This is a genomic window from Nocardioides sp. TF02-7, assembly GCF_022437945.1.
Taxonomy (GTDB): Bacteria; Actinomycetota; Actinomycetes; order Propionibacteriales; family Nocardioidaceae; genus Nocardioides.
The window spans coordinates 3,683,583-3,708,068 of record NZ_CP092535.1 but is presented as its reverse complement, the minus strand read 5'-3'; the positions used below and the strand labels follow the sequence as shown (position 1 = coordinate 3,708,068).

Genomic DNA, 24,486 nt, shown 5'->3' with positions numbered 1-24,486 from the left:
GGCGCCCCTCTGCCGGCTAGCCGCGCCCGTCGCGCGCGAGCAAAGCCGCGCCCACGGCGCTCGCCTCCGGCCCGAACCGGGTCGGCACCAGCGGCGGGACCTGCCGGTGCTCGGCGCCCTGGAGCGCGTCGAGCAGGCAGCGCCGGGCCGGCTCGAGGAGGAGATCGCCCACGGCGGAGACGCCGCCGCCGATGACGACGACCGCCGGGTCGAACGCCGACACCAGGCCGGCCACGCCGACGCCCAGCCACGTGCCCACCGACGCGAACGCCTGGCGCGCGAGGGGGTCGCCGCCGCGGGCGCTGGCCGCGACCTCCGGACCGTCGAGGTGGGACCCCAGCGACACCCGCATCACCCGCTCGAGGGCGCGGCCGCTCGCGTACTGCTCCCAGCAGCCGCGCAGCCCGCACTCGCACGGCAACCCGTCGGGCACGACCTGCATGTGGCCGAACTCGCCGGCCATCCCGTTGGCGCCGCGGACCACCCGGCCGTCGATCACCAGGGCGCCGCCGATCCCGGTGCCGACCGTGACCAGCACGGCCGAGGAGGCACCGCGGGCGGCGCCGGCGGTGACCTCGGCGAGGGCCGCGCAGTTGGCGTCGTTGTCGAGGCTCACCGGCGCGCCGACGAGCTCCTCGACCCGGGACCGGACGGGCGCGTCGCGCCACGGCAGGTGCGCGGCGAATCGCACGCGCTCTCCGTCGCGGTCGACTAGGCCGGCCGACGACAGGCCGACGGCGGTCGGCGTCCGGCCGTCGGTGGCCTCGTGGACGGCCTTCGCGACCGCTGCCTCCACGGCGGCGTCGGGGGCGTCGCGCCCGGGCATCGGGACCTGGGCCGACGCGGCGACGACGACCTGTCCGTCCGCCGCGGGCTGGTCGGCCAGCCGGACGGCGAGGACCTTCGTGCCGCCGACGTCGACGCCGACGTGCATCAGCTGCGGGCCAGGTCGGCGGCGCCGATCACGCCGGCGCGGTTGCCGAGCTCGGCGAGCCGGACCTCCGCCTCGGGGCGGTGGCCGCGGCCGGTGAGGTGCCGCTGGAAGGAGTCGCGCACCGGGTCGACCAGGAGGTCGCCGGCCGCGCTGACGCCGCCGCCGATCACGATGACCGCCGGGTCGAGCACGGCGACGAGCGAGGCGATGCCCTGGCCGAGCCACTCCCCCAGCTGCTCGAGCTGCTCGACCGCGAACTTGTCGCCGTCCTGGGCCGCCTCGGTGATGAGCGGCCCCGTGATGCCTGCGACGTCGCCGCCGGCCCGCTCCAGCAGGTCGCGGGCGAGCGTCGAGCCGGCGGCGGCCTCCCGGGCCGACCGCACGAGCGCCGACCCGGAGCCGTACTGCTCCAGGCAGCCGTAGTTGCCGCAGCCGCACAGCCGCCCGTCGGGAACGAGGCACAGGTGGCCGATCTCCGCGCCGCAGCCGAAGCCGCCGCGCAGCAGCCGGCCGTCGACGATGATGCCGCCCCCCGACGCCGGTGCCGACGGTGACCATCAGCTGGTCGTCGACGTCGCGGCCGGCGCCGTGGCGGAACTCCCCCCACGCTGCGGCGTTGGCGTCGTTCTCGACGACGACCGGCAGGTCGAGGAGCCGGCCGAGGTCGGCGCCGAGCGGCTCGTCGCGCCACGCGATGTTGGGGGCGAACAGCACCGTCGACCGGTCGGCGGCGATGTAGCCCGCTGCGCCGACGCCGACCGCCGCGACGGGCGTGGTGGCGCCGAGCTCGCCCACGAGGCGGGCGACGGCCTGCTCGATGGCGTCGGGATCGGTCGCCGGCGACTCGACGCGCGACTCCGCGCGGATCTCGCCGGACTCGTCCACGACCGCTCCCGCGATCTTGGTGCCGCCGATGTCGATGCCACAGGTCAGTGACTCGGTCACGGGTCCCCGTCCTCCTCCTCGGTCCCGAGATCGTCGAAGCCCTCGCTGCGGCCAGGGCTGCCAGGACCGCCCGAGCGATCGGTCACCGTCGGGTCGTCGGCGCCGTCGAGGTCGATGTGCTCCACCCCGGCGCCGCGCCGGGCGTCGCCGGCCCCGGGCGGCGGCACCGTCTCGAGCAGGCCGGCGGCGGCCTGCACCAGCGCCGACGCGGCGGTCCTCAGGTGGGTCCGCACCTCCGGCGACGTCGTCCGTACGGCGTGCACCACCCGGCAGACCGGGCAGTAGCGGCACTCGTCGCTGTCGGTCGCGACGTGCTCGTCGACCTGCTGGGCGAACGACGCGGCGTGCCCGGCGAGCCCGCCGAGGCCGGTGCCGACCTCGGAGCCGTGCTGGCGGGCGAGATCGGCAAGCGCGCCGAACAGCTTCACGGCCTCCTCGCCGACCGAGCCGACGTCCAGGCGGTCGGAGCGGTCGGAGTGGTCGGGCGGGTCGTGCGGCTCGGTCATCCCGCCCCCTCTCTGGTCGCTGCGGTCACCGGTTCCGGCTCGCGGAACCGTACCCGCAGCTCGCCGCCGTCGACACGGGCGCCCACCACGCGGAGCCGGGCGAGGCTCGCCGGGAGGGTGAGCAGCCGCCGCGCGGACCCGACGGTCACCACCAGCTCGTCGCCGTTGCGCGCGAGGTCGACGTCCGACCGGGTGACGAACGGCAGCGCCAGGTGCAGCACCGCCCCTCGCCGGTGCGGTCCACACGGAACGGTCCGTCGCCCTCCGGGACCGCGAGCGGGTCGTGCGCGCCGTACAGCTCCTCGGCGAGGGCCGCCAGTGCCTCCACGCCGACCGGCTCGACCGGCTGGTACTCCGACCGCCAGACCGGCAGCCCGGCGAACGACTGCTCCACCTCCTCGAGCACCGTCCGCTGCGCGGCTACCCATCCCTGCCGCCAGTCGTCGCCCGGGCCCGCCGGGAACACGCGGTTGGCGACGACGCCGTCGACCCGGTAGCCGAACAGGGAGAGGCTCGTGTAGGCGCGCCGCGCCTCGGCGAGCACCACGCTCTCCGGGGTCAGCACCACCCGCACCGAGGCCTCCGGGCCGGCGAGCAGCTCCTGCACCTCGTCGAGCTCCCCGTGCAGCCGCGTGACCGCCTCGAAGACGGAGTCGCCGGGCATCGGCACGCCCGCGGCCCGGTTGAGCACGGGGCGCAGCGCCCCCACCAGCCGGCGCTGGATGGGCAGCAGCCGCTCCATGTACCAGCCGAGCGCCTCCGGCAGCGCGAGCAGGCGGAGGGTCTCCGCTGTCGGGGCGCAGTCGACCACGATTGCGTCCCACCGGCCGGACCGGGCCTGGTGCCGCAGCTCGAGCAGCGCCAGCACCTCCTCGGCCCCGGGGACGACGGTCATCTCCTCGGCGGCGACGGGGTCCATCCCGACCGCGTCGAGCACCGACAGCAGGTAGCGCTGGACGTCGGCCCAGGACTGCTCGAACCGCAGCTGGGCGTCGACCTGCTGGACGAAGAGGTGGTCGCGGACCTCGGTCGGCTCGGCGTGCGCCTGCCCGACCCGTGCTCCCGCGCCCACACCGTCGGCGCCGTAGGCGTCGGCCAGCGAGTGCGCCGCGTCGGTCGACAGCACCAGCGTCCGCAGGCCGCGCGCGGCGGCCAGCGCAGCGGTGCCGGCGGCGACGGTCGACTTCCCGACGCCGCCCTTGCCGGTGAACAGCACGATCCGCACGGCGGGCTCCTGGTGCCGGGGGGTGGGTCAGGCGCCGGTCTCGACGCGCTTCTTCAGCCCCCTTGAGCGCGGTGTCGATGAGGATCTTCTCGCCCTTGCGCTTGAGCATGCCGATCAGCGGGATCGAGACGTCGAGGGCGAGCCGGTAGATCACCTCGGTGGTGCCCGGCGCGGTCTCCCGCAGCGTGTAGGCGCCGTCGAGCGAGCGGAGCATCTTGCCCTCGACCAGGGTCCAGGTGACCTCGCGGTCGCCGTCCCACTCGTAGGCGAGGGTGTACTCGTCCTTGATCGGCGACACGTCGAGCGCGAAGAACACCTGGCGGGCGCGGCCGCGCGCCGACGGGTCGGCTCCGTCGTAGGACTCGACGACGTCGGCGACCCGGACGCCCTTGGCCCACTCGGGGTAGGCCGCGAAGTCGGCGATGACGGCCATCACGTCGGCCGCCGGGGCGTCGACGACGATCGACGAGGACGTCTGCTCGGCCATGGCGGCAGGCTACCGGATGCGTCCCGGCCCCGACCCGGCGGTAACCTGCGCTCCGGCCCACCTCGACGCCGGACCGCAGGAGGAAGACCTTGCGCGAGTACTTCCACTCCCCCGACGGTCGAGATCCCGACCACCGGGAACCTCACCGACGACGTGGTCCGCAACGCCGCGGAGGCGCCGGACGCCGTCGTCTTCAGCCGTCCGGACGGGACCGAGGGCGACGCCGCGGGATGGGAGGACGTCACCGCGGCGGAGTTCCTGGCGCAGGTGCGGACGGTGGCCAAGGGCCTCGTCGCGTGCGGCATCGAGCCGGGCGACCGGGTCGCGATCGTCTCCCGCACCCGCTACGAGTGGACGCTGGTCGACTACGCGACCTGGTTCGCGGGTGCGGTGAGCGTGCCGATCTACGAGAGCTCCTCGGAGGAGCAGATCGCCTGGATCCTCGGCGACTCCGGCGCGAAGGGCGTCTTCGCCGAGGACGGCGGCCACGTCGCCAAGGTCACCGCGGTGCGGAAGGGGCTGCCGGACCTGCACCACGTCTGGTCGTTCGCCGACAACGCCCTCGACGTCCTCACCCGGCTCGGCGGCGACGTCCCCGACGACGACCTCGAGCAGCGGCGTACGACGGCCGGGCCCGACGACCTGGCGACGCTCATCTACACCTCCGGCACGACCGGCCGCCCCAAAGGCTGCATGCTCACCCACGGCAACTTCGAGACCGAGCTGGGCGTCGCGGTGGCCGAGCTGCACCGGCTGTTCGACGCCGACGACGCCTCCACACTCCTCTTCCTGCCGCTGGCGCACGTCTTCGCGCGGATCATCCAGGTCGGCTGCGTGAAGTCCCGCACCCGGCTCGGCCACAGCGCCGACATCAAGAACCTGCTGCCGCAGCTGCAGACGTTCCGGCCGACGTTCATCCTCGCGGTGCCGCGGGTCTTCGAGAAGGTGTTCAACACCGCGTCGCAGAACGCCACGGCCGACGGGAAGGGCCGGATCTTCGACCGGGCCGCCGATGTGGCGATCGCGTACTCGCGGGGCCTCGACACCGGTCGGGTTCCGCTGCGCGTCCGCGCGCAGCACGCCGTCTTCTCGCGGCTCGTCTACAGCAAGCTCCGAGCGGCCCTCGGTGGCGCCTGCCAGTTCGCGGTGTCGGGCGGCGCGCCCCTCGGCGAGCGGCTCGGCCACTTCTACCGCGGGATCGGCCTGTGCGTGCTCGAGGGCTACGGGCTCACCGAGACGACCGCCGCGCTGACGGTCAACCTGCCGGACGCGCAGAAGGTCGGCACCGTCGGCCGCCCGCTGCCCGGCACCTCGGTGCGGGTGAGCGACGACGGCGAGCTGCTCTTCCGGGGCGGCCAGGTCTTCACCGGCTACTGGAACAACCCCGAGGCGACCGCCGAGGTGATCGACGCCGACGGCTGGCTCCACAGCGGCGACGTCGGCGAGGTCGACGACGAGGGGTTCGTGCGGATCACCGGCCGGAAGAAGGAGATCCTTGTCACGGCCGGCGGCAAGAACGTCGCGCCCGCCGTCCTCGAGGACCGGGTCCGCGCGCACGCGCTGGTCAGCCAGTGCCTGGTCGTGGGCGACGGCCAGCCGTTCATCGCGGCGCTGGTGACGATCGACCCGGAGGCGTTCCCCGCCTGGGCCGAGCAGCACGGCAAGACCGGCGCGATCGCCGACCTGACCGACGACCCCGACCTCCGGCAGGAGGTGCAGAAGGCCGTCGACGACGCCAACCAGGCGGTGTCGAAGGCCGAGTCGATCCGGAAGTTCACGATCCTCCCCCACGACTGGACCGAGGAGGGCGGGCAGCTCACCCCGAGCCTCAAGCTCAAGCGCAACGTCGTCCTGCGGGAGTGCCGCGAGGCGGTCGAGGCCCTCTACGAGCTCTGAGAAGGCGTTGGCGAGGGGCCCGGTCGGACCCTTCGGAGACCCCCGCTAGCCCGAAGTGACTAGGACCCGTTGACGTTCGGATCCTGTTTGCACTTTCGATAACGCTTGGGGTCCTCCGACGGCTAGATTCGCAGTCGCTGGTCGCGGCCGGGAGAGGTCCGGCGACAGCCCCAAGCGTTTGAGCGCGGGCGCACGACAGGGAGTCGTGCGCCGGCATGGGAGCGGGAGGCTCTGATGGACCGTCGTAGGTTGCTGCTCGTCGTCGCCGCGGTGATCGCGGCTCTCGGCGTGGCGCTGGTCTTCGTCTACGCGCGGGGCGCGGACGCCCGCGCCGCGGAGCAGTTCGACACCCGGGAGGTCCTGGTCGCGACCCAGACGATCGAGCCGGGCGAGAGCTTCGAGGACGCGCTCGCCAGCGGCAAGGTCGACAAGGCCGCCGTCGCCGAGGGCCAGCTCCTCGACGGTGCCGGCGACCAGACCGACCCCTTCGACGGCAAGCTCGCACTCACCACGATCTACCCCAACGAGCAGCTGGTGCCACTGAAGTTCGGCGGTGCGTTCGACGTCGAGGCCGCGGCGACCCTCCCCATCCCCGAGGGCAAGATCGCGATCTCGATCCTCGTCAACGACGACGGCCGGGTCGGCAAGTTCCTGAGCCCCGGCGCAGAGGTGGCGGTCATCTTCACCGACATCGACCGGAGCACCGGCGAGCCGGTGCTGACCCAGACCCTCCTCCCGCGCGTGACGGTCCTCGCTGCCGGCAGCACCACCGCCCTCCAGGGCGACGACGGGTCCTCCGAGGACGCCGCGGCCGGCGACGAGCGGCAGATCCAGCAGCTGCTGACGATCGCCGTCAGCCAGCGGCAGGCCCAGCAGGTGCGGTTCGCCGAGAAGGACGGCGAGCTCACCGCGGCGCTGCTCAACCACGCCAGCGAGGTCGACGTCGACAAGGGCGTCACCAAGGACAACCTCCTCAAGCAAGGGGACTGACCGATGCCCGTTCTCGTCGAGGCCGACGGCAGGGGCCGTCGAGTCCCTCCTCCGGGCGATGCCCGCGGGCTCCCACGCCGTCGCGGCCGCCGACCGGATGTACGTCTGGCTCGATCAGCGCACCGACGAGTACGCCGTCGCGCTGGGCCCGTCGGTGCCGGTCGAGGTCGCGCTGTCCTGCGCCGAGGACCTGCGGATCACCAAGCCCACGGTGAGCGTGGTCCTGGTCCGCGACCAGTTCGACACCGACCTGCTGACGCGCGCCATGCAGGCGGGCGTCCGCGACGTCGTGACGACCGACGACGAGAAGGGACTCACCAAGGCCGTCGAGCGGGCCCACCAGCTGCACCAGGCGCTGCGGGGCCCCGGCGGGGCGCGGCAGATGGGCCGCATCGTGACCGTCTTCTCCCCCAAGGGCGGCGTCGGCAAGACGACCGCCTCGGTCAACCTCGCCCTCGCGCTGGCCGACAAGGGCGCCCGCAAGGTCTGCCTGGTCGACCTCGACCTCGCGTTCGGCGACGTCGCGATCACCATGCAGCTCTTCCCGACCCACTCGATCGAGCAGGCGGTCGGCTCCGAGGACTCCGTCGACCTGGCCATGATCGAGGGCCTCCTCACCCGCCACCAGGACTCGCTCAGCGTGCTGGCCGCTCCGGCCCACCCCGACGTCCGCGAGCGGGTCACCCCGCTGCTGATCTCCCGCATCCTCCGGGCCCTGCGCGACGGCTTCGACTACGTCGTCGTCGACACCTCGCCGTCGTTCGACGACGCGACGCTCACCGCCCTCGACGAGACCGACGAGTGCGTGGTCATCGCCACCCTCGACGTGCCGACGCTCAAGAACGTCAAGGTCGCGCTCGAGACGATGGACATGCTCAACATCGCCCGCGGCCACCGTCACCTGCTCCTCAACCGTGCGGACGACGCGGTCGGCATCAGCGTCGACAAGGTGGAGAGCATCCTGGCGATGCCGGTCGCCGCGCAGGTGCAGACCGCGATGGACATCGCCGCTGCGACCAACGCCGGCACCCCGATCGTGACCGAGCGCCCGACCCACCCCGCCAGCCGCGCCTTCCTCGAGCTCGCGTCAGCCGTGACCGGGGGAGCCGCTCGCCGCGGCGGCCGTCGACCAGCCCGAGGCAGGCTCACGTGGGCGCGGCCTGTTCCGGCGCGGAAGGAGCTGACATGTCGAGCCTCTCCGAGCGGCTCGCCGCCGCCCGCCGGGCGGCCGAGGGCCGGCACGCCGGTGCGCCGGACCCGCAGGAGGCGCGCGCCGCCGACCGACCCGGAAGCCGCGCTGCTGGCGGAGATCACCGCCGCCGCCCCGGCGACGCCCCCCGGACAGCCCGGAGACCCCGGCCGCCGCCGCGGCGCCTGCTGCCCCGCCCGCGTCCGCCGCAGCGCCGGCGGCGTCCCCCCGCGTCGTCTGCCCCCCGGGCCGCTGGCCGCCCGGGCCGCGAAGGCCGCGGCGGCCGACACCCGGTCTCCGCAGCGCCGCGCCCTCGCGCACCAGGAGTCCGACCGGATCGAGGAGCTCAAGACGAGCGTCCACGCCGAGCTGCTCCAGCAGCTGGGCCCGCGTCTCTACGACTCCGACATGGCCCAGGACGACCTCGACCAGCAGGTCCGCACCGTCCTGGCCGAGGTGCTGGGGGCGCAGGACCGCCCGCTCAGCAAGAGCGACCGGACGCGTGTCACCCAGGAGATCAGCGACGACATCCTCGGGTACGGGCCGATCGACCCCTACCTGCGTGACCCCGAGGTCTCCGAGGTGATGGTCAACGGCCACGACAACGTCTGGCTGGAGAAGGGCGGCCGGCTGGTGAAGGCCGGGGCCCACTTCGCCGACGAGGCCCACCTCCGGCGCACGATCGACAAGATCGTGTCGCGGATCGGCCGTCGCGTCGACGAGTCGAGCCCGATGGTCGACGCGCGGCTCCCCGACGGCAGCCGGGTCAACGCGATCGTCCCGCCGCTGGCCATCGACGGCTCGGCGCTGACGATCCGGAAGTTCTCCGCCGACCCGCTCACGGTCGACGACCTCATCAACTTCGGCTCGCTGACCCGGCAGACGGCCGACTTCCTCGACGCGTGCGTGCGCGGCCGGCTCAACATCATCGTCTCGGGCAGCACCGGCTCCGGCAAGACGACCACGCTCAACGTGCTGTCGTCGTTCATCCCGTCCGACGAGCGCATCGTGACCATCGAGGACGCCGCCGAGCTGCAGCTCCACCAGGAGCACGTCGTCCGCCTCGAGTCGCGCCCGGCCAACATCGAGGGCAAGGGTGCGGTCACCATCCGCGACCTGGTGAAGAACACGCTCCGCATGCGGCCCGACCGGATCGTCGTCGGCGAGGTCCGCGACGCCTCGGCGCTGGACATGCTGCAGGCGATGAACACCGGTCACGACGGGTCGATCACGACGCTGCACTCCAACAGCCCGCGCGACACCCTCGCCCGGATGGAGACCATGGTGCTGATGGCCGGGATGGACCTGCCGGTGCGCGCGATCCGCGAGCAGGTCGCCTCCGCGGTCGACCTGGTCGTGCACCAGACCCGCTTCAAGGACGGCTCCCGCCGGATCACCCACATCACCGAGGTGGAGCGGATGGAGGGCGACGTGATCACGCTGCAGGACGTCTTCGTCTTCGACAACTCGGCAGGCTTCGACGAGAACGGCCGGGTCCTCGGCCGGCTCCGGTCGACCGGCCTGCGCCCGAAGTTCGTGGAGAAGCTGGCCCATTCCAACGTCACCGTCGACCCGATGCTGTTCCGGCTGGACCGGCTGTGACCGCGCGCCCCACCCCGGTCACGGCGGTCCGGCTGGCGGCCGCCGTGCTCGCCGGCCTCGTGTCCGTCCTCGTCGTGCTGCTCCTCCCCTCGGCCGCGTGGGCCGAGGACCCCACGATCGCCCACGTCGAGTCGACCGGCGAGGGCCTGCGGGTGCTCGTCAGCGTCCCGGCCGGAGCCGAGGTCGACCTCGACGGCGTCACCGCCACCCTCGACGGCGACGACCTCGACGCCACGGCCGAGCACGCCGGCACCGACACCTCGGTGCAGCGGACGACGATCCTCGCGATCGACACCAGCGACTCGATGGCGCGCCGCGGGCGGTTCGACGCCGCAAAGGCCGCCGCGCTCACCTTCCTCGCCACGGTGCCGGCCGACGTGGCGGTCGGCATCGTCACCTTCGACGGCGGTGTCACGACCGCGCTGGACCCCACCACCGACCGCGGTGCCGCCGAGGTCGTCGTCGAGGGCCTCACGCTCGACCGCGGCACCCTGCTCTACGACGGCCTCCTGGCGTCGCTCGACCTGGCCGGCGACGACGGCCAACGCACCGTGCTCGTGCTCTCCGACGGCGCCGACACCGGTGACGTGACCGCGCTCGACGACGTGACCGCGGCCATCGAGGACGCCGCGGCGCTCGTCGACGTCGTGTCGCTAGACGAGCGAGGACCCCGCCGTGCCGCGGCCGCCCTGGAGGAGCTGGCCGACGCCGGCCAGGGGCCGGGTCATCGAGGCCACCGGCGACGACCTCGCCGCGGCCTTCGAGTCCGAGGCCGAGGAGCTGGCCGACCAGGTGCTGGTCACCGCTCCCCCCTGCCGGCCGGCTTCGCCGCGAGCGAGGCCACCGTCGAGGTCACCCTCCCGTCGCCGACCGGCGACCTGGTCGCCCGCGCCTTCGCCCGCATCCAGGACGCGCCCGCCGAGACGACGGCTCCGGTGGCCGCACCGGCGCTCGCCGACGAGGGCCGGCACGTGCCCTCCCTGGGTGCTCTACGCCGGCATCGCCGTCTTCGCCCTCGGCCTGCTGACCGTCGCCGTCCTCCTGGTGCCGGGCAAGCCCAAGCCGATGAGCATCGCCGACCGGGTGTCGGCCTACAGCCGCGCCGATGTCCCGGCCAAGGACACCTCCAAGCCGGCAGCCGATCCGGTGCTGGACCAGGCAAAGGCCGCCGCGGCCGGGGTGTTGGAGCGCAACAAGGGCTTGGAGGACAAGCTGGCCGTGCGGCTGGCTGCGGCCGGCAGCCCGCTCAGCCGTCCGAGTGGCTGCTCGTCCACGTCGCCATCGTTGTGGTCATCACGGTCCTTGGCCTCCTTGTCGGCCGCGGAAGCCTTCTCGTGGCCGTGCTCTTCCTCGTCTGCGGTCTGTTCGTCCCGAGGACCTACCTCTGGTTCAAGGCGAATAGAAGGCGCAACGCGTTCGATGCGGCGCTCCCGGACACCCTCCAACTCATCGCGGGCAGCCTTTCCGCTGGACTGTCGCTGCCACAGGCGGTCGACACGATCACCCGAGAAGGGCAGGAGCCGATCGCTGGCGAGTTCAAGCGGGTTCTCATGGAGAACCGCATCGGCATGACGCTCGAAGACTCCTTCGAAGGCGTTGCCGAGCGGTTCGGAAGCAAGGACTTCGCTTGGGTCGTCATGGCGATCCGCATTCAGCGCCAGGTCGGGGGCAACCTCGCCGAGCTCCTGACGACCGTCGCCGGCACCATGCGCGAACGCGCCTACCTTCGCCGTCAGGTCAACGCTCTCGCGGCCGAGGGCAAGTTGTCGGCGGTGATCCTGACTGCGCTGCCCCCGGGCTTCCTCGTCTTCCAGCTGCTGACGAACCGCGACTTCGTGATGCCCTTGTTCAACGAACCACTCGGTCTCCTGATGCTGGTCGGTGGGTTCCTCTGGCTCGGTGTCGGCGCTTTCTGGATGAGTCGCACGGTGAAGGTGGAGGTCTGAGATGACCCTGTTCCTCGGCGTAGTTCTGATCGGCGCCGCAGTCGTCCTCCTCGGACGCTCCTTAGGGCGGCAGGAGCCGGCGACGGGACTCACCAGGTCGCTCGAGGCTCTCGAGAATCTGAACGCCCGCCCTGACGCGACCGACCTTCTCGCCGAAACGGAGCCGCCCTTCGCAGATCGGGTTCTGGCACCGCTTCAGGAGCGCGCCCTGGCCATCGGTCGCCGGTTCACCGGTGCTGACAAGACGGAGCGGATCCGCCACAAGCTCGACCTCGCCGGCAATCCCCGCGACTGGTCGGTCGACAGGGTGGTCTCGCTCAAGGTGCTGGGTGCGGTCGTGTCGCCCTTGTTGGCGCTGTCCTACGGCCTGGTCATGGATTTCGGCCTGAGCGTGGTCGCGTTGGTCACCCTCGGCGGTTTGGTTGTCGGGTTCTACGGCCCTGATCTCTATCTCTACCAACGGTCCTACAACCGCTCCGAGGAGATCCGGCGAACTCTCGCCGATGCCGTCGACTTGTTGACGATCAGTGTCGAGGCGGGTCTCGGTTTCGACGCCGCCGTCCAGCACGTCGCACGAAACACCGACGGCCCACTTGCCGAGGAGTTCTCACGGGTTCTGCGAGAGATGCAGCTAGGCAAGGGCCGTTCCGAGTCCCTGAAGGCGCTCGCTGAGCGGACGAACGTCGATGACCTGAAAACGTTCGTGGGAGCGATGGTTCAGGCGGATGCCTTCGGTATCTCGATCGGTCAGGTGCTCCGCGTGCAGTCAAGCGAGATGCGCGTCAAGCGGCGCCAGTATGCGGAGACAAAGGCGCAGCAAGTGCCCGTGAAGATCATGGTGCCGCTGATCGTGTGCATCCTGCCGTGCCTGATGGTGGTCGTGATGGGCCCGGCGGTCCTCGGCATCATGAAGAGCTTCGGCTGACAGTATTGACGGCATGCCCAGCAGCCAGGCGTTTGCCGTCGTCGCAGCGGCGCGACTCTTCGCGCTGATCGCGATCGGTGCTCCTGCGCTGTACCTGCGGCAGACCGATGCTCTGATTGCACTGCTGGTCCTCGCCGTCTTGTGGACCTATCAGGTCGTGACGGCTACCCGCCGTGAGCTCGAGCTCACTTTGTCGCCAGCTGTCGAAGCGACAGCGGTCGGCATCGTTTGCGCGATCGGCATGAAATCCTCCGACGCGATTCTGGCCGCCCTCGTGGTCCCGCCCCTCTACGCCACTGCCGTGGCCGGCACCCGCACGATGGTGCGCACGGTCGCCTTCCAGGTTGTGTCGATTGTCAGCCTCGGGCTGATGTGGCATGGGGACATCACGGGCCAGGAAGGCGTGAGCATCTTCACCTGGTCGATGGCCGGGGTCGGCCTCAGCCTCGTCGCCGGCGTGACGTTTGCCTCTGACTACATCGAGCTCGACCCGTTGGCGCCCTACCGTGACGCGCAGCACCTGATCCGGCAACTGATCGAGCTGTCCGACAACCTCAGCTCCGGTCTCGACGTTCCCGCTCTCGGCGGCGAGGTGTTAGCCGTGATCGGTGATCGGTTGCCGACGCAGGCGCTTGCCCTGTTCGTGCCCCGAGGCGATGCTCTCAGCCCGGTTGCTGCAACCACCGACCTCGACGGCGCGGACACCGACGCCTGCGAGCAGATCGCCACCGACGCTTGGGCCCAGGCGGCCCCGGTAACCACTGGGCGTAGCTTCGCCCTTCCGGTCGGCGACGCCGCCGTGGTTGCGGGCCTCCTGCCGGAGGGTTCGGCGGCCGACGACGTCCCGTTCGACGTGCTCAAGAAGGCGCTCGCAGCCAGCGTGGTCAAGTTCGACACTGCGCTGCTCTTTCTCCCCACTTCCGCGACGTCGCCACGGCCGGCGAGCGCCAGCGGCTGGCCCGGGAGATGCACGACGGGGTGGCCCAGGACATCGCGTCTCTCGGCTACCTCGTCGACGCGCTGGCGGCCCGCCCGACCGACGAGCACCAGGCCAAGCAGCTCGCGCTCCTCCGCGACCGCGTCACCAAGGTCGTGGCGGAGGTGCGGCAGTCGGTGATGAACCTGCGCACCAGCATCGGCGAGAACGAGAGCCTCGGCGCGGCGATCAGCGCCGTGGCGCGCCACCTGTCCGAGGCGTCCGGCATCCCGATCCGGGTGCGCCTCGACGAGCAGCCGGCGCGGTTGCGGCCGGAGGTCGAGGCCGAGCTGTTCCGGATCGCCCAGGAGGCGATCAACAACGCCGTCAAGCACGCCCGGGCGACCGCGATCGACGTGCGCTGCCAGGTCTACGCCCCCGATGCTCGGATCACGGTCACCGATGACGGCGTGGGCATGCAGGTCGGCCGCAGCGACTCACACGGGCTCAAGATCATGCGTGAGCGGGCGCGGCTGATCGGCGCCCAGCTCACAGTGCGCGACAATGCGAGCAGGGGGCTGACGGTCTCGGTCGTGCTGCGGGCCTCCGGAGGGGGTACCGGTACGGCAACGGGGCAGAACGGAACCAAGGAGCACTGATGACCGACGACACCATCTCCATCCTGCTGGTCGACGACCACGAGCTGATCCGCAGCGGGCTCGGCGCCGTGCTCGACCTCGAACCCGACATGGACGTGGTCGGCACCGCGGGCAGCGTGGCGGAGGCGATCGCCGCCTTCGAGCGGCTCCGCCCCCGGGTGGTGGTCGCCGACCTCCAGCTCCAGGACGGCACCGGACTCGACATCGTGCGCACCGTGCGCAAGCAGAGCGACACCACCGGTCTGGTGGTGCTGACCATGCACTCCGGCGACGACCAGATCTTCGCCGCGATGCAGGCCGGTGCGTCGGGATTCGTCGGCAAGGACGCGCCGGCGACCGAGGTGATCAAGACCGCGCGACACGCCGCGGTCTCCCCCCAGGCGTTCGTCTGCGCCGGCCTGGTCGGCGCGATGATGCGCAGGCGAAGCGGCGAGTCCTCGGCCCTGACCGACCGCGAGCACGACGTGCTGCTGCTGCTGGCGGAAGGACTCAACGCCGCGGCGATCGGCAAGCAGCTCTACCTGTCGGAGTCGACCACGAAGTCGCACATCGCCCGGATCTACCAGAAGCTCGGTGCCGCCAACCGTGCCCAGGCGTTGGTCACCGCGATGCGGATCGGGCTGCTGTCGACGGTCCAGCCGTCAGCACGCTGACGACGCCATCGTCTGCCCCGACCACCGCCGCCAGTCGATAGTCACAAAGGACTACCGCGGTCGAGTCGAACTCCCGATCCGTGGAGCCGCCGTTCCCGGCAGGATTGTCGTTGTCGGGGAAGTACTCCCCCGGGGACACAGCAACACGAATGAGGGAGCACTTCCGATGATCCAGTACCTGCAGATCCTGCTCAACGCCCGCCGCGACGACGAGCGCGGTGCGTCCGCCGTCGAGTACGGCCTTCTCGTCGCCCTGATCGCCATCATCCTCACGGTCGGCGTCGGAGCGTTCGGCACGCAGCTGAACGGGTTCTTCAATGAGCTCGGCACCACGATCCAGGGCTGGTAACCACCGAACTAGATCGCACTCCGATGGCCGCGTGCCCGCTGGGCGCGCGGCCATCGGCGCATTTTGGGAAGGAGTCTTATGGTCGACCGCCGCAGATCTTCGACCTGGGCCGCACCCGGCGCGGGTCAACACCGTCACCGTAGTGAGCGAGGAGCCTCCGCGACCGAGTACGGACTCCTCGTCATCTCCATCGCGATCATGCTGACGACCGCCGCCTTCCTGTTCGGTGGTGCAGTCAGCGCCTTCTTCGCGAGCTTCGTCTCCGATCTCGCTGGAATCCTCTAAGACATCTCACCGGCGCGCCAGACCGACCCGCTCGAGCACCGTCGGGTGGCTGCCGAACCACCACTGCGACCACCGCGGCGGGGTCGGGTCGGACAGCGACCGGGCGGCAAGCCGCCGCTGCAGCCCGACGAACGCCTCCGGGTCGTCGGTGCTCTCCAGCGCGACCACGTCGGCGCGGGTCTCGATCTGCCTGCTGATCCCGTTCTGCACCGGAGCCGACAGCACGGTCGCCAGCGCGACCAGCGCTAGCACGGCCGGCACCGCCCCGACGTCGGTGACGTCGGGCCACCCCCGGCGGCGCGCCGCTCCCGCCAGCAGCCCCAGCAGGCCCGCGCCGACCAGCATGCCGGCGGCGCCCAGCACCGTGCCGATCACCACGTCGTCGTGCCGCGCGTGGGCGAGCTCGTGGGCCACGACCGACAGCGCCTGGTCCTCCGGCAGGTCCTCCACGAGGGTGTCGTAGAGGACGACCCGGCGGGTGCCGCCGAAGCCCGAGACGTAGGCGTTGATGGTCGTCGTGCGGCGGGAAGCATCGGACACGAGCACCTCGTCGACGTCGACGCCCTCCTCCTCGGCGAGCCGGAGCACGCCCGTGCGCAGGGAGCCGTCGGGCAGCGGCGTGAACGAGTTGAAGAGCGGCTCCACCAGCAGCGGGTAGACGAACGACCCGAGCACGACCAGCAGGGCGAGCAGCGCCCCGGCGATCGCCGGCCAGGCACGTCGCCACCGGCGCGCGATCCCGACCAGCGCCACGACGCCGATCGAGGTGACGACGATCCCGACCAGCTCGCCCTTCACGAGGTCGCCGGCCCATCCCGACCAGCTCGCGGTGCTCAAGCCCGCGTCGCGCCGCAGCTGCTGAGCGGCGACGGCCATCGGCAGCGTCGCCGCGCGCCCGATGACCGCCAGGGCGGCGACGACCAGCGCCACCCGCAGCCACCACGGCCCGCGCATCCGCCCGGCCAGCTGCCGCCCGCGCCGGCCGAAGCCCAGCCAGCACGCTACGGCCAACGAGACCGCGAGCGAGCTCCAGCTCCAGACCCGTGCCCAGCGCGAGAAGTGCTCGGCCCGGTCGACCTGCTCGGCGGTGAGCACGGAGTCGACGTCGGCCGGCGTGGGCGCCCCGCCGGGCACCGGGTCCCACGGCACCAGCCACGCGGCCAGGACGACGAACGCGGCCGCGCCGATGATCGTCGTGCCGAGAGCGACGCGACGCTGCTGGTCGACCACGTCAGCCGCCGGCCCGTGCGACCGCGCGCAGGCGGTCCTGCCAGGCCCGGGTGAGGTCGGTGAGCGACCAGCCGAACCGCCGGCGCAGCTGCTCCTCGACCGGGGCGCCGGCGAGGGCCGCGTCGTAGAGGGCCACCAGCGCCTCCTCTCCCCCGTGCTCGACCAGTGTCACGCAGACGAGCCAGGCCGCCTCGTAGGCGGCGCCCAGGTTGGCTCCCCCGGTGCGGAACTCGAGCGGGCCGGGCAGCTCGCCGGGCACCCCGTCGGTGCGCACCTGCTCAGCGACCTGGGCGGCCGTGGTCGTCTCCGGGAGCCCGACGTCGCGGAGCGCGACGTAGTCGGCGAAGCCCTCGAGCAGCCACGGCGGCGCGGTCTGCACCGAGGCGGGCGCCCCGGTGACCGCGTGCACGGCCTCGTGGCTCATGACCACCTGGGCCGCGAGGGGGTCGAGCCCGCCGTAGACCTCCGGGTTGAGGAAGACGTGCACGGGGGCGTCGGGGACGCCGCTGCCGTCGGCCGCCGCGGTGACCGCGGCGATCCGGTCGTAGGTCCCGGCGTCGGCGCCCACCGCAGCGTTCAACGAGGCCGGCGATGCGGGCACCTCGACCACGAGCCGGCCGCCGCGCCCGAGGACGTCGCGGACGACGCCGAGGCCCCGGCGGGCCTGCCGGGCGAGGGTGCGGCCGTCGGCCGCCTCGGCCTCCACGAGCACCAGGGTGTCGGCGGCGCGGTGGACGGTGAGCGACCCGCTCATCCACAGCGGGGACAGCCGCGGCTGACCGGCCAGGTCGGCGACGGCGGCTCCGCCGTCGGCGAACCCGACCTCGATCTCCGCCCGGGCGGCGGTGGGGTCGAAGCCGGCGAGCCGCCAGGTCGTCTCGACCTCGGCCCGCCAGCCGTCCGCGTCGGCCTCGCCGGTCTCGATGAGGTAGCGGAAGGAGAGGTCGCGCACCCGGAGCCGGCCGACGTCGCGCGCGACCGCGGCCAACCGGGCCGCGGCGTCCGCGTCGGCGCCCAGGGCGCTCGCCGCGGTCTCGTCGCCGCGGCGCAGCGCGTCCTCGAGGCGACCGAGGGTCGTCGCGGCGGCGGCGGGGTCGACGACGGCAGCCGGGGCGGCCGGCGTCGGCGCGACGTACGGCTCCTCCTCGGCCCGGCAGCCGCCGGTGAGGAGGACCGCGGCGAGCAGGGGCCGCGAGGGGCCTGCTCAGGCGTCGGTCAGCCAGGGCGGACCGCGCCGACGTACGGCATCGAGTGGAGCGCGTCGACCCTCACGCCGGCGCCCGGGTTGGCCGCGTGCACGATCAGGCCGTTGCCGATGTACATCGCGACGTGGCTGATCGGGCTGTAGTAGAAGACCAGGTCGCCGGGCTGCAGCTGGCTCTCCGAGATGCGGGTGCCGGTGCTGAACTGCGCGCTGGAGGAGTGCGGCAGCGCGACGCCCGCCTGCGCCCAGGCCATCATCGTGAGGCCGGAGCAGTCGAACGCGCTCGGCCCGGCGGCGCCGTAGACGTAGGCGTCGCCCACCTGGGCCATGGCGTAGTCGATGGCGAGCTTGGCGCGCCCCTCGGCCGGCACCTCCGACGGCGCCCGCACCGAGCCGTCGCGGGAGAGGATCGCCTCCCGCTCCTCGGCCTCGAGCTCCTCGAGCAGGTCCTCGGCCTCGGCGAGCTTGGCGTCGACCGCCTCGCTCTCCTCCGCCAGCTCCTCCTCCGAGGGCGGCGATCCGGTCGCGGCGCTGGGCGGTCTCGGAGCGCCGGATGGCGTAGGCCTTGAGCTCGTCGTTGTAGTCGCCGAGCAGCGAGTCCTGGAGGTCGCCGACCGTGGTCAGCGTCGAGAGGTTGCTCATGAAGGCGTCCTCCTCGGTGCTGAGGAGCTCGCCGGCCGGTCCCAGGCTGTGGCCCTGGAACTGGCGGATCACGGAGTTGCGCACGTCGGAGCGGATGTCGGCGAGCTGGTCGCCCTGGCGGGCCTCGTCGGCCTCGAGGGACTCGAGCTCGTCGTCGAGCTCGTCCAGCTCCAGCCGGGCGTCGTGGTGGCGCTCCTGGGCCTGCTCGGCCTCGTGGTAGAGGCGGTCGACCCGGGCGCGGACGTCCTCGATGTCGGGATCGGCGGCCGCGGGGCCGGAGGCGCTCACGGAGAGCCCGATCGAAGCGGCGAGCGCGAGCGCGGTGAGCGCGGTGGTGATGCGTGTGCGGCCGTTCAGCACCTGCTGGCGGTCCCCTCTGGTGTCGTACGCCTACCGGGTGAGCTGTCGGGTTCGGGCACGACTTGCCCTACCCGTGCTCCTCGCGACCACCGCTGGTGCGGCCGCGCCTCGCACGGGATTCACCCCAGGAGTGTGGGTCCCCGGCTCCGGCACCGCGAGCGGCGCCGGACTCGACGCGGTGCCCGCGCGGATCGGTCGACCCACTTCCACGGACACCTGAGCGAGCAGCCTAGACCGGCGCCGGTCCCCCGCAAACCGCGCCTCGCCGTCCGGGCGCACGGTTCTCGATCCCTTCCGTCACACCCGTCACACCCGTCTCAGGCGGACTCCACGTCGGGTCCGGAGACCGGCTGCACCAGCCGCAGCGGCGGCACCAGGCCCTCCCCCGCGAGCACGTCCAACGCGCGCTGCTCCTCGTCGTCGATGGTCAGCTCCGGCGGTGGCCCGAGCAGCACCGTGACCACGCAGTCGTGGCACGCCAGCCCGCGCACCAGGCAGGAGTCGCAGTCGATCCTCGTCGTCATGGCAGGAGACTTGCAGGACCCCCGACGGTATTGACTGCGCTCGCTCCGCTCGCGCTGTCGCGCGGCGCTGCAGCGTCCTGTCTTCCTCCGCTGCGCTCGCTCGTCCCTCGCTCGCTCCGCTCCGTCCAGACACGACGGCGCCGCGCGACCTCTTGTCCGTCTTCGCACCGCTCGCTCCGCTCGCGCTGTCGCGCGGCGCTGCAGCGTCCTGTCTTCCTCCGCTGCGCTCGCGCGGCCTACTCGCCGTCGGCGCGGGCGATGACCTCGATCGCGTCGTCGCGGCCGCACCAGCGGCAGCGCACCGACTCCACCGCCTCGGCCAGCACCTCGGTGTCGTCCACCCGGTGGTCGCCGGCGAGGTCGAAGTGCCAGTACTCGGTGGTCCGGCGGCTCCGCGTCACGTCGAAGCGGGTCAGGTTGCCGCAGCCACCGCAACGCCAGCGCTGGGTCGGGTCCGGGAGGTCGGTCACGGCGGGAAGTGTAGAGACGTCCGCGACCTCCCCGCGGCGCCGGGGCGTGCCTCCGCCGACCTGTCGGAGGGGGCGCCTACCGTCAGCCGCGTGAGCACGACGCCGGTCCGCAGCCGCTGGGAGGAGCAGCGCAGCTTCGACGAGCTGGGCCGGCAGCTGCGCGACGTGACGTTCTGCGTGGTCGACCTCGAGACCACCGGCGGGTCGGTCGGGGACGGCGACATGATCACCGAGATCGGGGCCGTGAAGGTCCGCGGCGGCGAGGTGCTCGGCGAGTTCCAGACCCTGGTCAACCCGCAGACGTCGATCCCGGCGTTCATCGCCGTGCTCACGGGCATCACCAACGGCATGGTCGCGCAGGCGCCGCCGATCACCGCCGCGCTGCCGGCCTTCCTGGAGTTCGCGGCCGGCTCGGTGCTGGTGGCCCACAACGCCCGGTTCGACGTCGGCTTCCTCAAGCACTTCGCACGGCAGCAGGACCTGCCGTGGCCGGGCTTCGAGGTCGTCGACACGGTCACCCTGGCCCGCCGGGTGGTGACCCGCGACGAGGCGCCCAACCACAAGCTGTCCTCGCTCGCCCGTGTCTTCCGGTCGGGCACCACCCCCAACCACCGCGCCCTCGCCGACGCCCGCGCGACGGTCGACGTGCTGCACGGGCTGCTCGAACGGCTCGGTGGCCTCGGCGTCCAGGACGTTGGAGGACCTGCAGACCTACTCCTCCAAGGTCGCGCCCGCCCAGCGCCGCAAGCTGGCACCTCGCCGACCCGCTCCCCCACGCGCCCGGCGTCTACCTCTTCCGCGACGAGCAGTCGCGCGTGCTCTACGTCGGCACGTCGAAGGACCTCCGCCGGCGCGTCCGGTCCTACTTCACCGCGTCCGAGACCCGCTCGCGCATCGGCGAGATGGTGCGGCTGGCCGCCTCGGTGACCGGCATCGAGTGCGCGACGCCGCTGGAGGCCGAGGTGCGCGAGCTCCGGCTGATCGCCGAGCACAAGCCCAGCTACAACCGCCGCTCGAAGTTCCCCGAGAAGATGACCTTCGTCAAGCTCACCCGCGAGCCGTGGCCCCGGCTGTCGCTGGTCAAGCGGGTGCTCGACGACGACGCCGACTACCTCGGGCCGTTCTCGTCCCGCGCGACGGCCGAGAGCTGCCTGGCCGCGCTGCACGAGACGTTCCCCATCCGTCAGTGCTCCGACCGGTTCGGGCGGCAGCCGGCGCGCTCCGCGTGCGTGCTCGCCGAGCTGGGCCGCTGCCTGTCCCCCTGCGACGGCAGCGTCGACCTGCTGACCTACGGCGCCGTCGTACGCCAGCTCCGCGACGCGCTGCTGCGCCACCCCGACGACGTCGTCGAGCTGGTCAACGCCAAGATGGCCGGCCTCGCCGAGCAGGAGCGGTTCGAGGAGGCCGGTGCCCAGCGCGACCGGTTGGCGGCGTTCGTCCGCGGCGCCGCTCGCACCCAGCGGCTGACGTCGCTGACCCGCTGCCCCGGAGGTGGTGGCCGCGCGCCGCGAGGACGACGGGCGGTGGTCGGTCCACGTGGTCCGTCACGGCCGGCTGGCCGCCGCCGGCGTGATCCCCAACGGGATGGAGGCGATGGCCTATATCGACCAGCTGCGCGCGTCCGCGGAGACGGTGGTGCCCTCCGTCGGTCCGCTGCCGGCGGCGACGGCGGAGGAGTCCGAGCGAATCCTGCGCTGGCTCGAGCTGCCCGGGGTCCGGCTCGTCGACATCGACGGCGAGTGGACCTGCCCGGTGCACGGCGCCGGTCGCCACGCGCAGCGGCTCGCTGGCGTCTGACCGGTCGGGCGCCGGGACCCGGGTCCTAGGCTGAACCCATGATCACCGCCATCGTGTTCGTGAAGGCCGACGTCGCCCGGATCCCCGAGGTCGCCGAGGGCATCGCCGCGCTCGAGGGGGTCAGCGAGGTCTACTCCGTGACCGGCCAGGTCGACCTGATCGCGCTGGTGCGGGTCCGCCGCCACGAGGACGTCGCGGCGGTCGTCGCCGACCAGCTCAACAAGGTGCCGGGCGTGCTCGACACCGAGACTCACATTGCGTTCCGCGCCTACTCCCGCCATGACCTCGAGGCGGCGTTCTCGCTCGGCCTGGACTGACGAGGCGGCCGCCGAGCCCGGCAGCGACGGGACGGTCAGCGGCTCACCTTGGCCGTCGCGCGGCTGGTCCGCTTGACGGTGGTGTAACCGGCCAGCGTTGCCGTGACGACCACGGCGATCCGCTTGCCGCGCGCCGTCCGCGGGATCCGGAACTGTGGCTTCGTGCCTGCCTTGCCCTTGACGAGCCGCGACCCCACCTTCCACTGGTAGCGCAGCTTGACGCCGCTGGGTGACCAGTACCCCGCGCTCACCATGAGGGTGCTCCCGACCTTCGCCGTCCCGTAGATCGTCGGCGTGCTCGGCGTGACCCTTCCCTTGGCGACCGTCCGAGTCGGCTCGCTGGAGGTCGTGAGCGGCTCGTAGCCGGTCCGTTCGCCGGTCACCCGCAGCACGATCGGCTTGCCAGCTGCCTTGGCCGGCACCGTGAGAGATGTGCTCCACCCCGACTGGAGCAGCGTGTTGCCGGCGTACCACTCGTAGGTGAGGGACGAGCCGGGCGGACTCCAGCCAGACGCGCTCCCCGTCAGCCGCTCCCCGACCCGCGGCGTGCCCGTCACCTTCGGAACGGCGCCGAGCATGGGCGTCCCTCTGACGGAGACCGCGGCGCTGGTGACGGAGACCGGGTCGTATCCGGGCTTGGAGCCCGCGACGACGACACCGAGCTGCTTGCCGGCATCCTGCGTGACCGGCACGTAGCTGACTCTTGTCGCTCCGATGATGTTCTTGCCGTCGCGCTGCCACTGGTAGGTGAACGAGGTCCCCAGCGGCCAGCTACCTGCGCAAGTGCCGCCCGACGGCTCCGCCACGTCGCACACCCGACCCGGATGGGCGAGCACCTCCTGGTCGACAACCACCGATGGCTCACCGGTCGACGTGAGGATGGCCGGGGTTCCCTCGGACTCCATCCGGTCTCCCGCGACGACCGGCGTGGGCGCGCTGGTCCAGTCCCGGTCGGCGAACTCGGACCGCCGCGCCGTCGCCCGCACCGTGATCCGCTTGCCGCGCTGCGCCGCCGCCAGGACCAACGAGTCGCTCGTCGCACCGGTGATCAGTGCGCCGTCGGCGTACCACTGGTAGGACCAGGAGTCCTGCAGGGGGCGGGTCGCCACGGGCTGGACAGTGATCTCCTCGCCCACCTTCGGCGTGCCGTCGTGCGAAACGAGGGGCGTCGAACCGTCCTGAAAGACCCCGAGTCCGATCGGAAGCGTGACGTACCACCGGTCGGGGTCGGTCCCTGCCTCTTTGGTGTTGGGATAGGTCTGGCTCGGACGCCCGTGGACGACGCCGGTGACGAGCACGATCAGCACCATGCCCCGGTCGAGGTTGGTCGGCACGTAGGACTGCCGGTCGGCGTCCGGGATGGGCGTCCACCGGTTCATGTCCGAGTTGTGGGCATTGCCCGGAAAGGTCCGGTACCAGCGGAACCGCAGGTCCACTGGTGCGGCGGGCGCAGGTGGGTCCAGCCGTTGTCGACGGCGTCGTAGCGCTCGATGACCGAGGTGCTCGGCACGGGGTCGTAGCTGAGCGGGTAGCCGACCCGGCGTTCGCCCTTGATGCTGCCCTCGCCGTACTGGTGGGCCGGCCGTGCCGCGACCCCCGCTGCACAGGTGTCGGTCAGCCCGACGTTGTCGACGAAGGCGGCGGTGTCGAGCTCGCCCGCGTCGTGCAGGGCGTCGCTGACGACCACGTCGATGACCTCCGGGCCGCCCGCGAGGTTCAACGGCACCGCGGCGGTGTCCCGGGTGGTGACACGGCTCAGCGGCGTCCACCGCGCGAGCCGCGGCGTCTCCAGCTGCCCGTTCTCGACGTCGGTCCGGTCGCCGGGCTCGTGCCAGTAGTCGACGTCGTTGGTGCCGTACGGCCTGGGCTCAGGGGTCCAGCCGTCCTGCTGGAAGTAGCCCTCGCCTGCGTTCATCGCGTGCTCGGTCTCCGGGTCCGACCGCCGCGTGACCGAGAACGAGTCGCCGGGCGTCCCCGGCAGGTAGGCCCGCACCGTCTCGTCGGTGGCCATGGCGAAGTCGACCTGGAGGCACCCGGCGCCGGTCGACGGCGCGACGGTGATCGTGAGCGTGGTGGTGTCGGGCAGACGGTCCGCTTCCCGGTCCGTGCTCACGAGCGGGTCCGGCTCGCGCTCGAACACCGGGGTCCGCGGGTCGTCGATCGCGAGCGGCGCGTCGAGCATCACGTCCTCGGCCAGACCGGTGGAGAGGACCAGGTAGTCGGAGCCCTTGGCCGGGTCGGACGGGAAGTCGTTGAACGGCCGCGTCTCGACCGTGCTGCTGCCGGTGACGGTCGCGGTCACGCCCGCAGGCAGGTCGAGGGCGGCCGCGGCCTGGGTCGGGGTCACGGCAGCGACGGCAGGCGATGCCACACCGGCGACCGCCAGTCCACTCCCCCACGAGCACCGCGGTCAGCGGCACGACGAACTTCCTCGG

Annotated in this window: 23 protein-coding genes, 3 pseudogenes and 1 riboswitch; of the genes and pseudogenes, 12 read left to right on the top strand and 14 right to left on the bottom strand. The window is 72.4% G+C overall.

Translation table 11 applies throughout. The annotated features are described in order from the left end of the window. Window positions 1-16 precede the first annotated feature (16 nt). From MF408_RS19155 to MF408_RS19130, 7 genes and pseudogenes are all read right to left on the bottom strand, one after another. Window positions 17-868: pseudogene (locus MF408_RS19155) on the bottom strand (ROK family protein); the annotation flags it as partial. Window positions 869-933: 65 nt separating this feature from the next. Next, window positions 934-1,407 carry an ROK family protein gene (locus MF408_RS25885; protein ID WP_275693498.1) on the bottom strand — a complete coding sequence of 158 codons (474 nt, stop codon included), beginning with the start codon at window positions 1,405-1,407 and terminating at the stop codon, window positions 934-936. Window positions 1,408-1,528: 121 nt separating this feature from the next. Further along, window positions 1,529-1,819: pseudogene (locus MF408_RS25880) on the bottom strand (ROK family protein); the annotation flags it as partial. 56 nt (window positions 1,820-1,875) lie between these two features. Next, window positions 1,876-2,385 carry a hypothetical protein gene (locus MF408_RS19145; protein WP_240249005.1) on the bottom strand — a complete coding sequence of 170 codons (510 nt, stop codon included), beginning with the start codon at window positions 2,383-2,385 and terminating at the stop codon, window positions 1,876-1,878. Beyond that, window positions 2,382-2,606: a hypothetical protein gene (locus MF408_RS19140; RefSeq protein ID WP_240252051.1), complete on the bottom strand. Its 225-nt coding sequence runs from the start codon at window positions 2,604-2,606 to the stop codon at window positions 2,382-2,384. Before MF408_RS19140 ends, MF408_RS19145 begins: the two co-directional genes overlap by 4 nt. Continuing rightward, window positions 2,531-3,610, bottom strand: a complete 1,080-nt coding sequence (locus MF408_RS19135; protein ID WP_240249004.1) for an ArsA family ATPase — start codon at window positions 3,608-3,610, stop codon at window positions 2,531-2,533. Before MF408_RS19135 ends, MF408_RS19140 begins: the two co-directional genes overlap by 76 nt. 124 nt (window positions 3,611-3,734) lie before the next feature. Next, window positions 3,735-4,043 (bottom strand): annotated as a pseudogene (locus MF408_RS19130) (SRPBCC family protein); the annotation flags it as partial. Window positions 4,044-4,250: 207 nt separating this feature from the next. Between MF408_RS19130 and MF408_RS19125 the strand changes: the two are divergent. From MF408_RS19125 to MF408_RS19085, 9 genes are all read left to right on the top strand, one after another. Further along, window positions 4,251-5,993, top strand: a complete 1,743-nt coding sequence (locus tag MF408_RS19125) for an AMP-dependent synthetase/ligase (RefSeq protein ID WP_240249003.1) — start codon at window positions 4,251-4,253, stop codon at window positions 5,991-5,993. Between the two features lie 234 nt (window positions 5,994-6,227). Beyond that, window positions 6,228-6,983: a Flp pilus assembly protein CpaB gene (cpaB, locus tag MF408_RS19120; RefSeq protein WP_240249002.1), complete on the top strand. Its 756-nt coding sequence runs from the start codon at window positions 6,228-6,230 to the stop codon at window positions 6,981-6,983. Between the two features lie 58 nt (window positions 6,984-7,041). Further along, a complete protein-coding gene (locus tag MF408_RS19115) occupies window positions 7,042-9,774 on the top strand; it encodes an ATPase, T2SS/T4P/T4SS family (RefSeq protein WP_240249001.1) in 2,733 nt (910 codons plus the stop codon). Continuing rightward, on the top strand, window positions 9,771-11,720 hold the full coding sequence (locus tag MF408_RS19110; protein ID WP_240249000.1) for a type II secretion system F family protein: 1,950 nt from the start codon (window positions 9,771-9,773) through the stop codon (window positions 11,718-11,720). Before MF408_RS19115 ends, MF408_RS19110 begins: the two co-directional genes overlap by 4 nt. 1 nt (window position 11,721) lies before the next feature. Next, the gene (locus tag MF408_RS19105) at window positions 11,722-12,645 is read left to right on the top strand and encodes a type II secretion system F family protein (RefSeq protein WP_240248999.1); all 924 of its coding nucleotides are present in this window, start codon (window positions 11,722-11,724) and stop codon (window positions 12,643-12,645) included. Between the two features lie 13 nt (window positions 12,646-12,658). Then, window positions 12,659-13,762, top strand: coding sequence for a hypothetical protein (locus MF408_RS19100; protein ID WP_240248998.1), 1,104 nt, complete (start codon window positions 12,659-12,661; stop codon window positions 13,760-13,762). Continuing rightward, window positions 13,738-14,220, top strand: a complete 483-nt coding sequence (locus tag MF408_RS19095; RefSeq protein ID WP_240248997.1) for an ATP-binding protein — start codon at window positions 13,738-13,740, stop codon at window positions 14,218-14,220. Before MF408_RS19100 ends, MF408_RS19095 begins: the two co-directional genes overlap by 25 nt. Next, on the top strand, window positions 14,220-14,873 hold the full coding sequence (locus tag MF408_RS19090; protein WP_240248996.1) for a response regulator transcription factor: 654 nt from the start codon (window positions 14,220-14,222) through the stop codon (window positions 14,871-14,873). The genes MF408_RS19095 and MF408_RS19090 overlap by 1 nt, the downstream gene beginning before the upstream one ends. 166 nt (window positions 14,874-15,039) lie before the next feature. Continuing rightward, a complete protein-coding gene (locus tag MF408_RS19085; protein ID WP_240248995.1) occupies window positions 15,040-15,222 on the top strand; it encodes a Flp family type IVb pilin in 183 nt (60 codons plus the stop codon). A 291-nt stretch (window positions 15,223-15,513) separates the two neighbouring features. Here MF408_RS19085 and MF408_RS19080 read toward each other — a convergent pair whose 3' ends face one another. The 5 genes from MF408_RS19080 to MF408_RS19060 form a co-directional block, all read right to left on the bottom strand. Further along, entirely contained in the window at window positions 15,514-16,737 is a 1,224-nt protein-coding gene (locus MF408_RS19080) for a M48 family metallopeptidase (protein ID WP_240248994.1), read from the bottom strand. 1 nt (window position 16,738) lies between these two features. Continuing rightward, complete coding sequence (locus MF408_RS19075; protein WP_240248993.1) at window positions 16,739-17,725, bottom strand: hypothetical protein; 987 nt, start codon at window positions 17,723-17,725, stop codon at window positions 16,739-16,741. A 227-nt stretch (window positions 17,726-17,952) separates the two neighbouring features. Then, the gene (locus MF408_RS19070; protein WP_240252049.1) at window positions 17,953-18,198 is read right to left on the bottom strand and encodes an NlpC/P60 family protein; all 246 of its coding nucleotides are present in this window, start codon (window positions 18,196-18,198) and stop codon (window positions 17,953-17,955) included. 757 nt (window positions 18,199-18,955) lie between these two features. Then, window positions 18,956-19,117, bottom strand: a riboswitch (cyclic di-AMP (ydaO/yuaA leader). A 143-nt stretch (window positions 19,118-19,260) separates the two neighbouring features. Beyond that, window positions 19,261-19,467 (bottom strand): hypothetical protein, encoded by a 207-nt coding sequence (locus MF408_RS19065; protein WP_240248992.1) that lies wholly within the window; start codon window positions 19,465-19,467, stop codon window positions 19,261-19,263. 236 nt (window positions 19,468-19,703) lie between these two features. Continuing rightward, window positions 19,704-19,937: a hypothetical protein gene (locus tag MF408_RS19060; protein WP_240248991.1), complete on the bottom strand. Its 234-nt coding sequence runs from the start codon at window positions 19,935-19,937 to the stop codon at window positions 19,704-19,706. A 90-nt stretch (window positions 19,938-20,027) separates the two neighbouring features. Between MF408_RS19060 and MF408_RS27140 the strand changes: the two genes are divergently transcribed. The 3 genes from MF408_RS27140 to MF408_RS19050 are packed head-to-tail and all read left to right on the top strand — an operon-like array spanning window position 20,028 to window position 22,051. Beyond that, window positions 20,028-20,864: an exonuclease domain-containing protein gene (locus tag MF408_RS27140; RefSeq protein WP_345893770.1), complete on the top strand. Its 837-nt coding sequence runs from the start codon at window positions 20,028-20,030 to the stop codon at window positions 20,862-20,864. Further along, complete coding sequence (locus MF408_RS27135) at window positions 20,753-21,763, top strand: hypothetical protein (protein WP_345893769.1); 1,011 nt, start codon at window positions 20,753-20,755, stop codon at window positions 21,761-21,763. The genes MF408_RS27140 and MF408_RS27135 overlap by 112 nt, the downstream gene beginning before the upstream one ends. A 9-nt stretch (window positions 21,764-21,772) precedes the next feature. After that, window positions 21,773-22,051 (top strand): Lrp/AsnC ligand binding domain-containing protein, encoded by a 279-nt coding sequence (locus MF408_RS19050; RefSeq protein ID WP_240248990.1) that lies wholly within the window; start codon window positions 21,773-21,775, stop codon window positions 22,049-22,051. 35 nt (window positions 22,052-22,086) lie between these two features. Here the strand turns inward: MF408_RS19050 and MF408_RS19045 are convergent, their stop codons facing one another. Continuing rightward, complete coding sequence (locus tag MF408_RS19045) at window positions 22,087-23,430, bottom strand: hypothetical protein (protein ID WP_240248989.1); 1,344 nt, start codon at window positions 23,428-23,430, stop codon at window positions 22,087-22,089. Continuing rightward, window positions 23,427-24,398: a hypothetical protein gene (locus tag MF408_RS19040; RefSeq protein ID WP_240248988.1), complete on the bottom strand. Its 972-nt coding sequence runs from the start codon at window positions 24,396-24,398 to the stop codon at window positions 23,427-23,429. The genes MF408_RS19045 and MF408_RS19040 overlap by 4 nt, the downstream gene beginning before the upstream one ends. Window positions 24,399-24,486 lie beyond the last annotated feature (88 nt).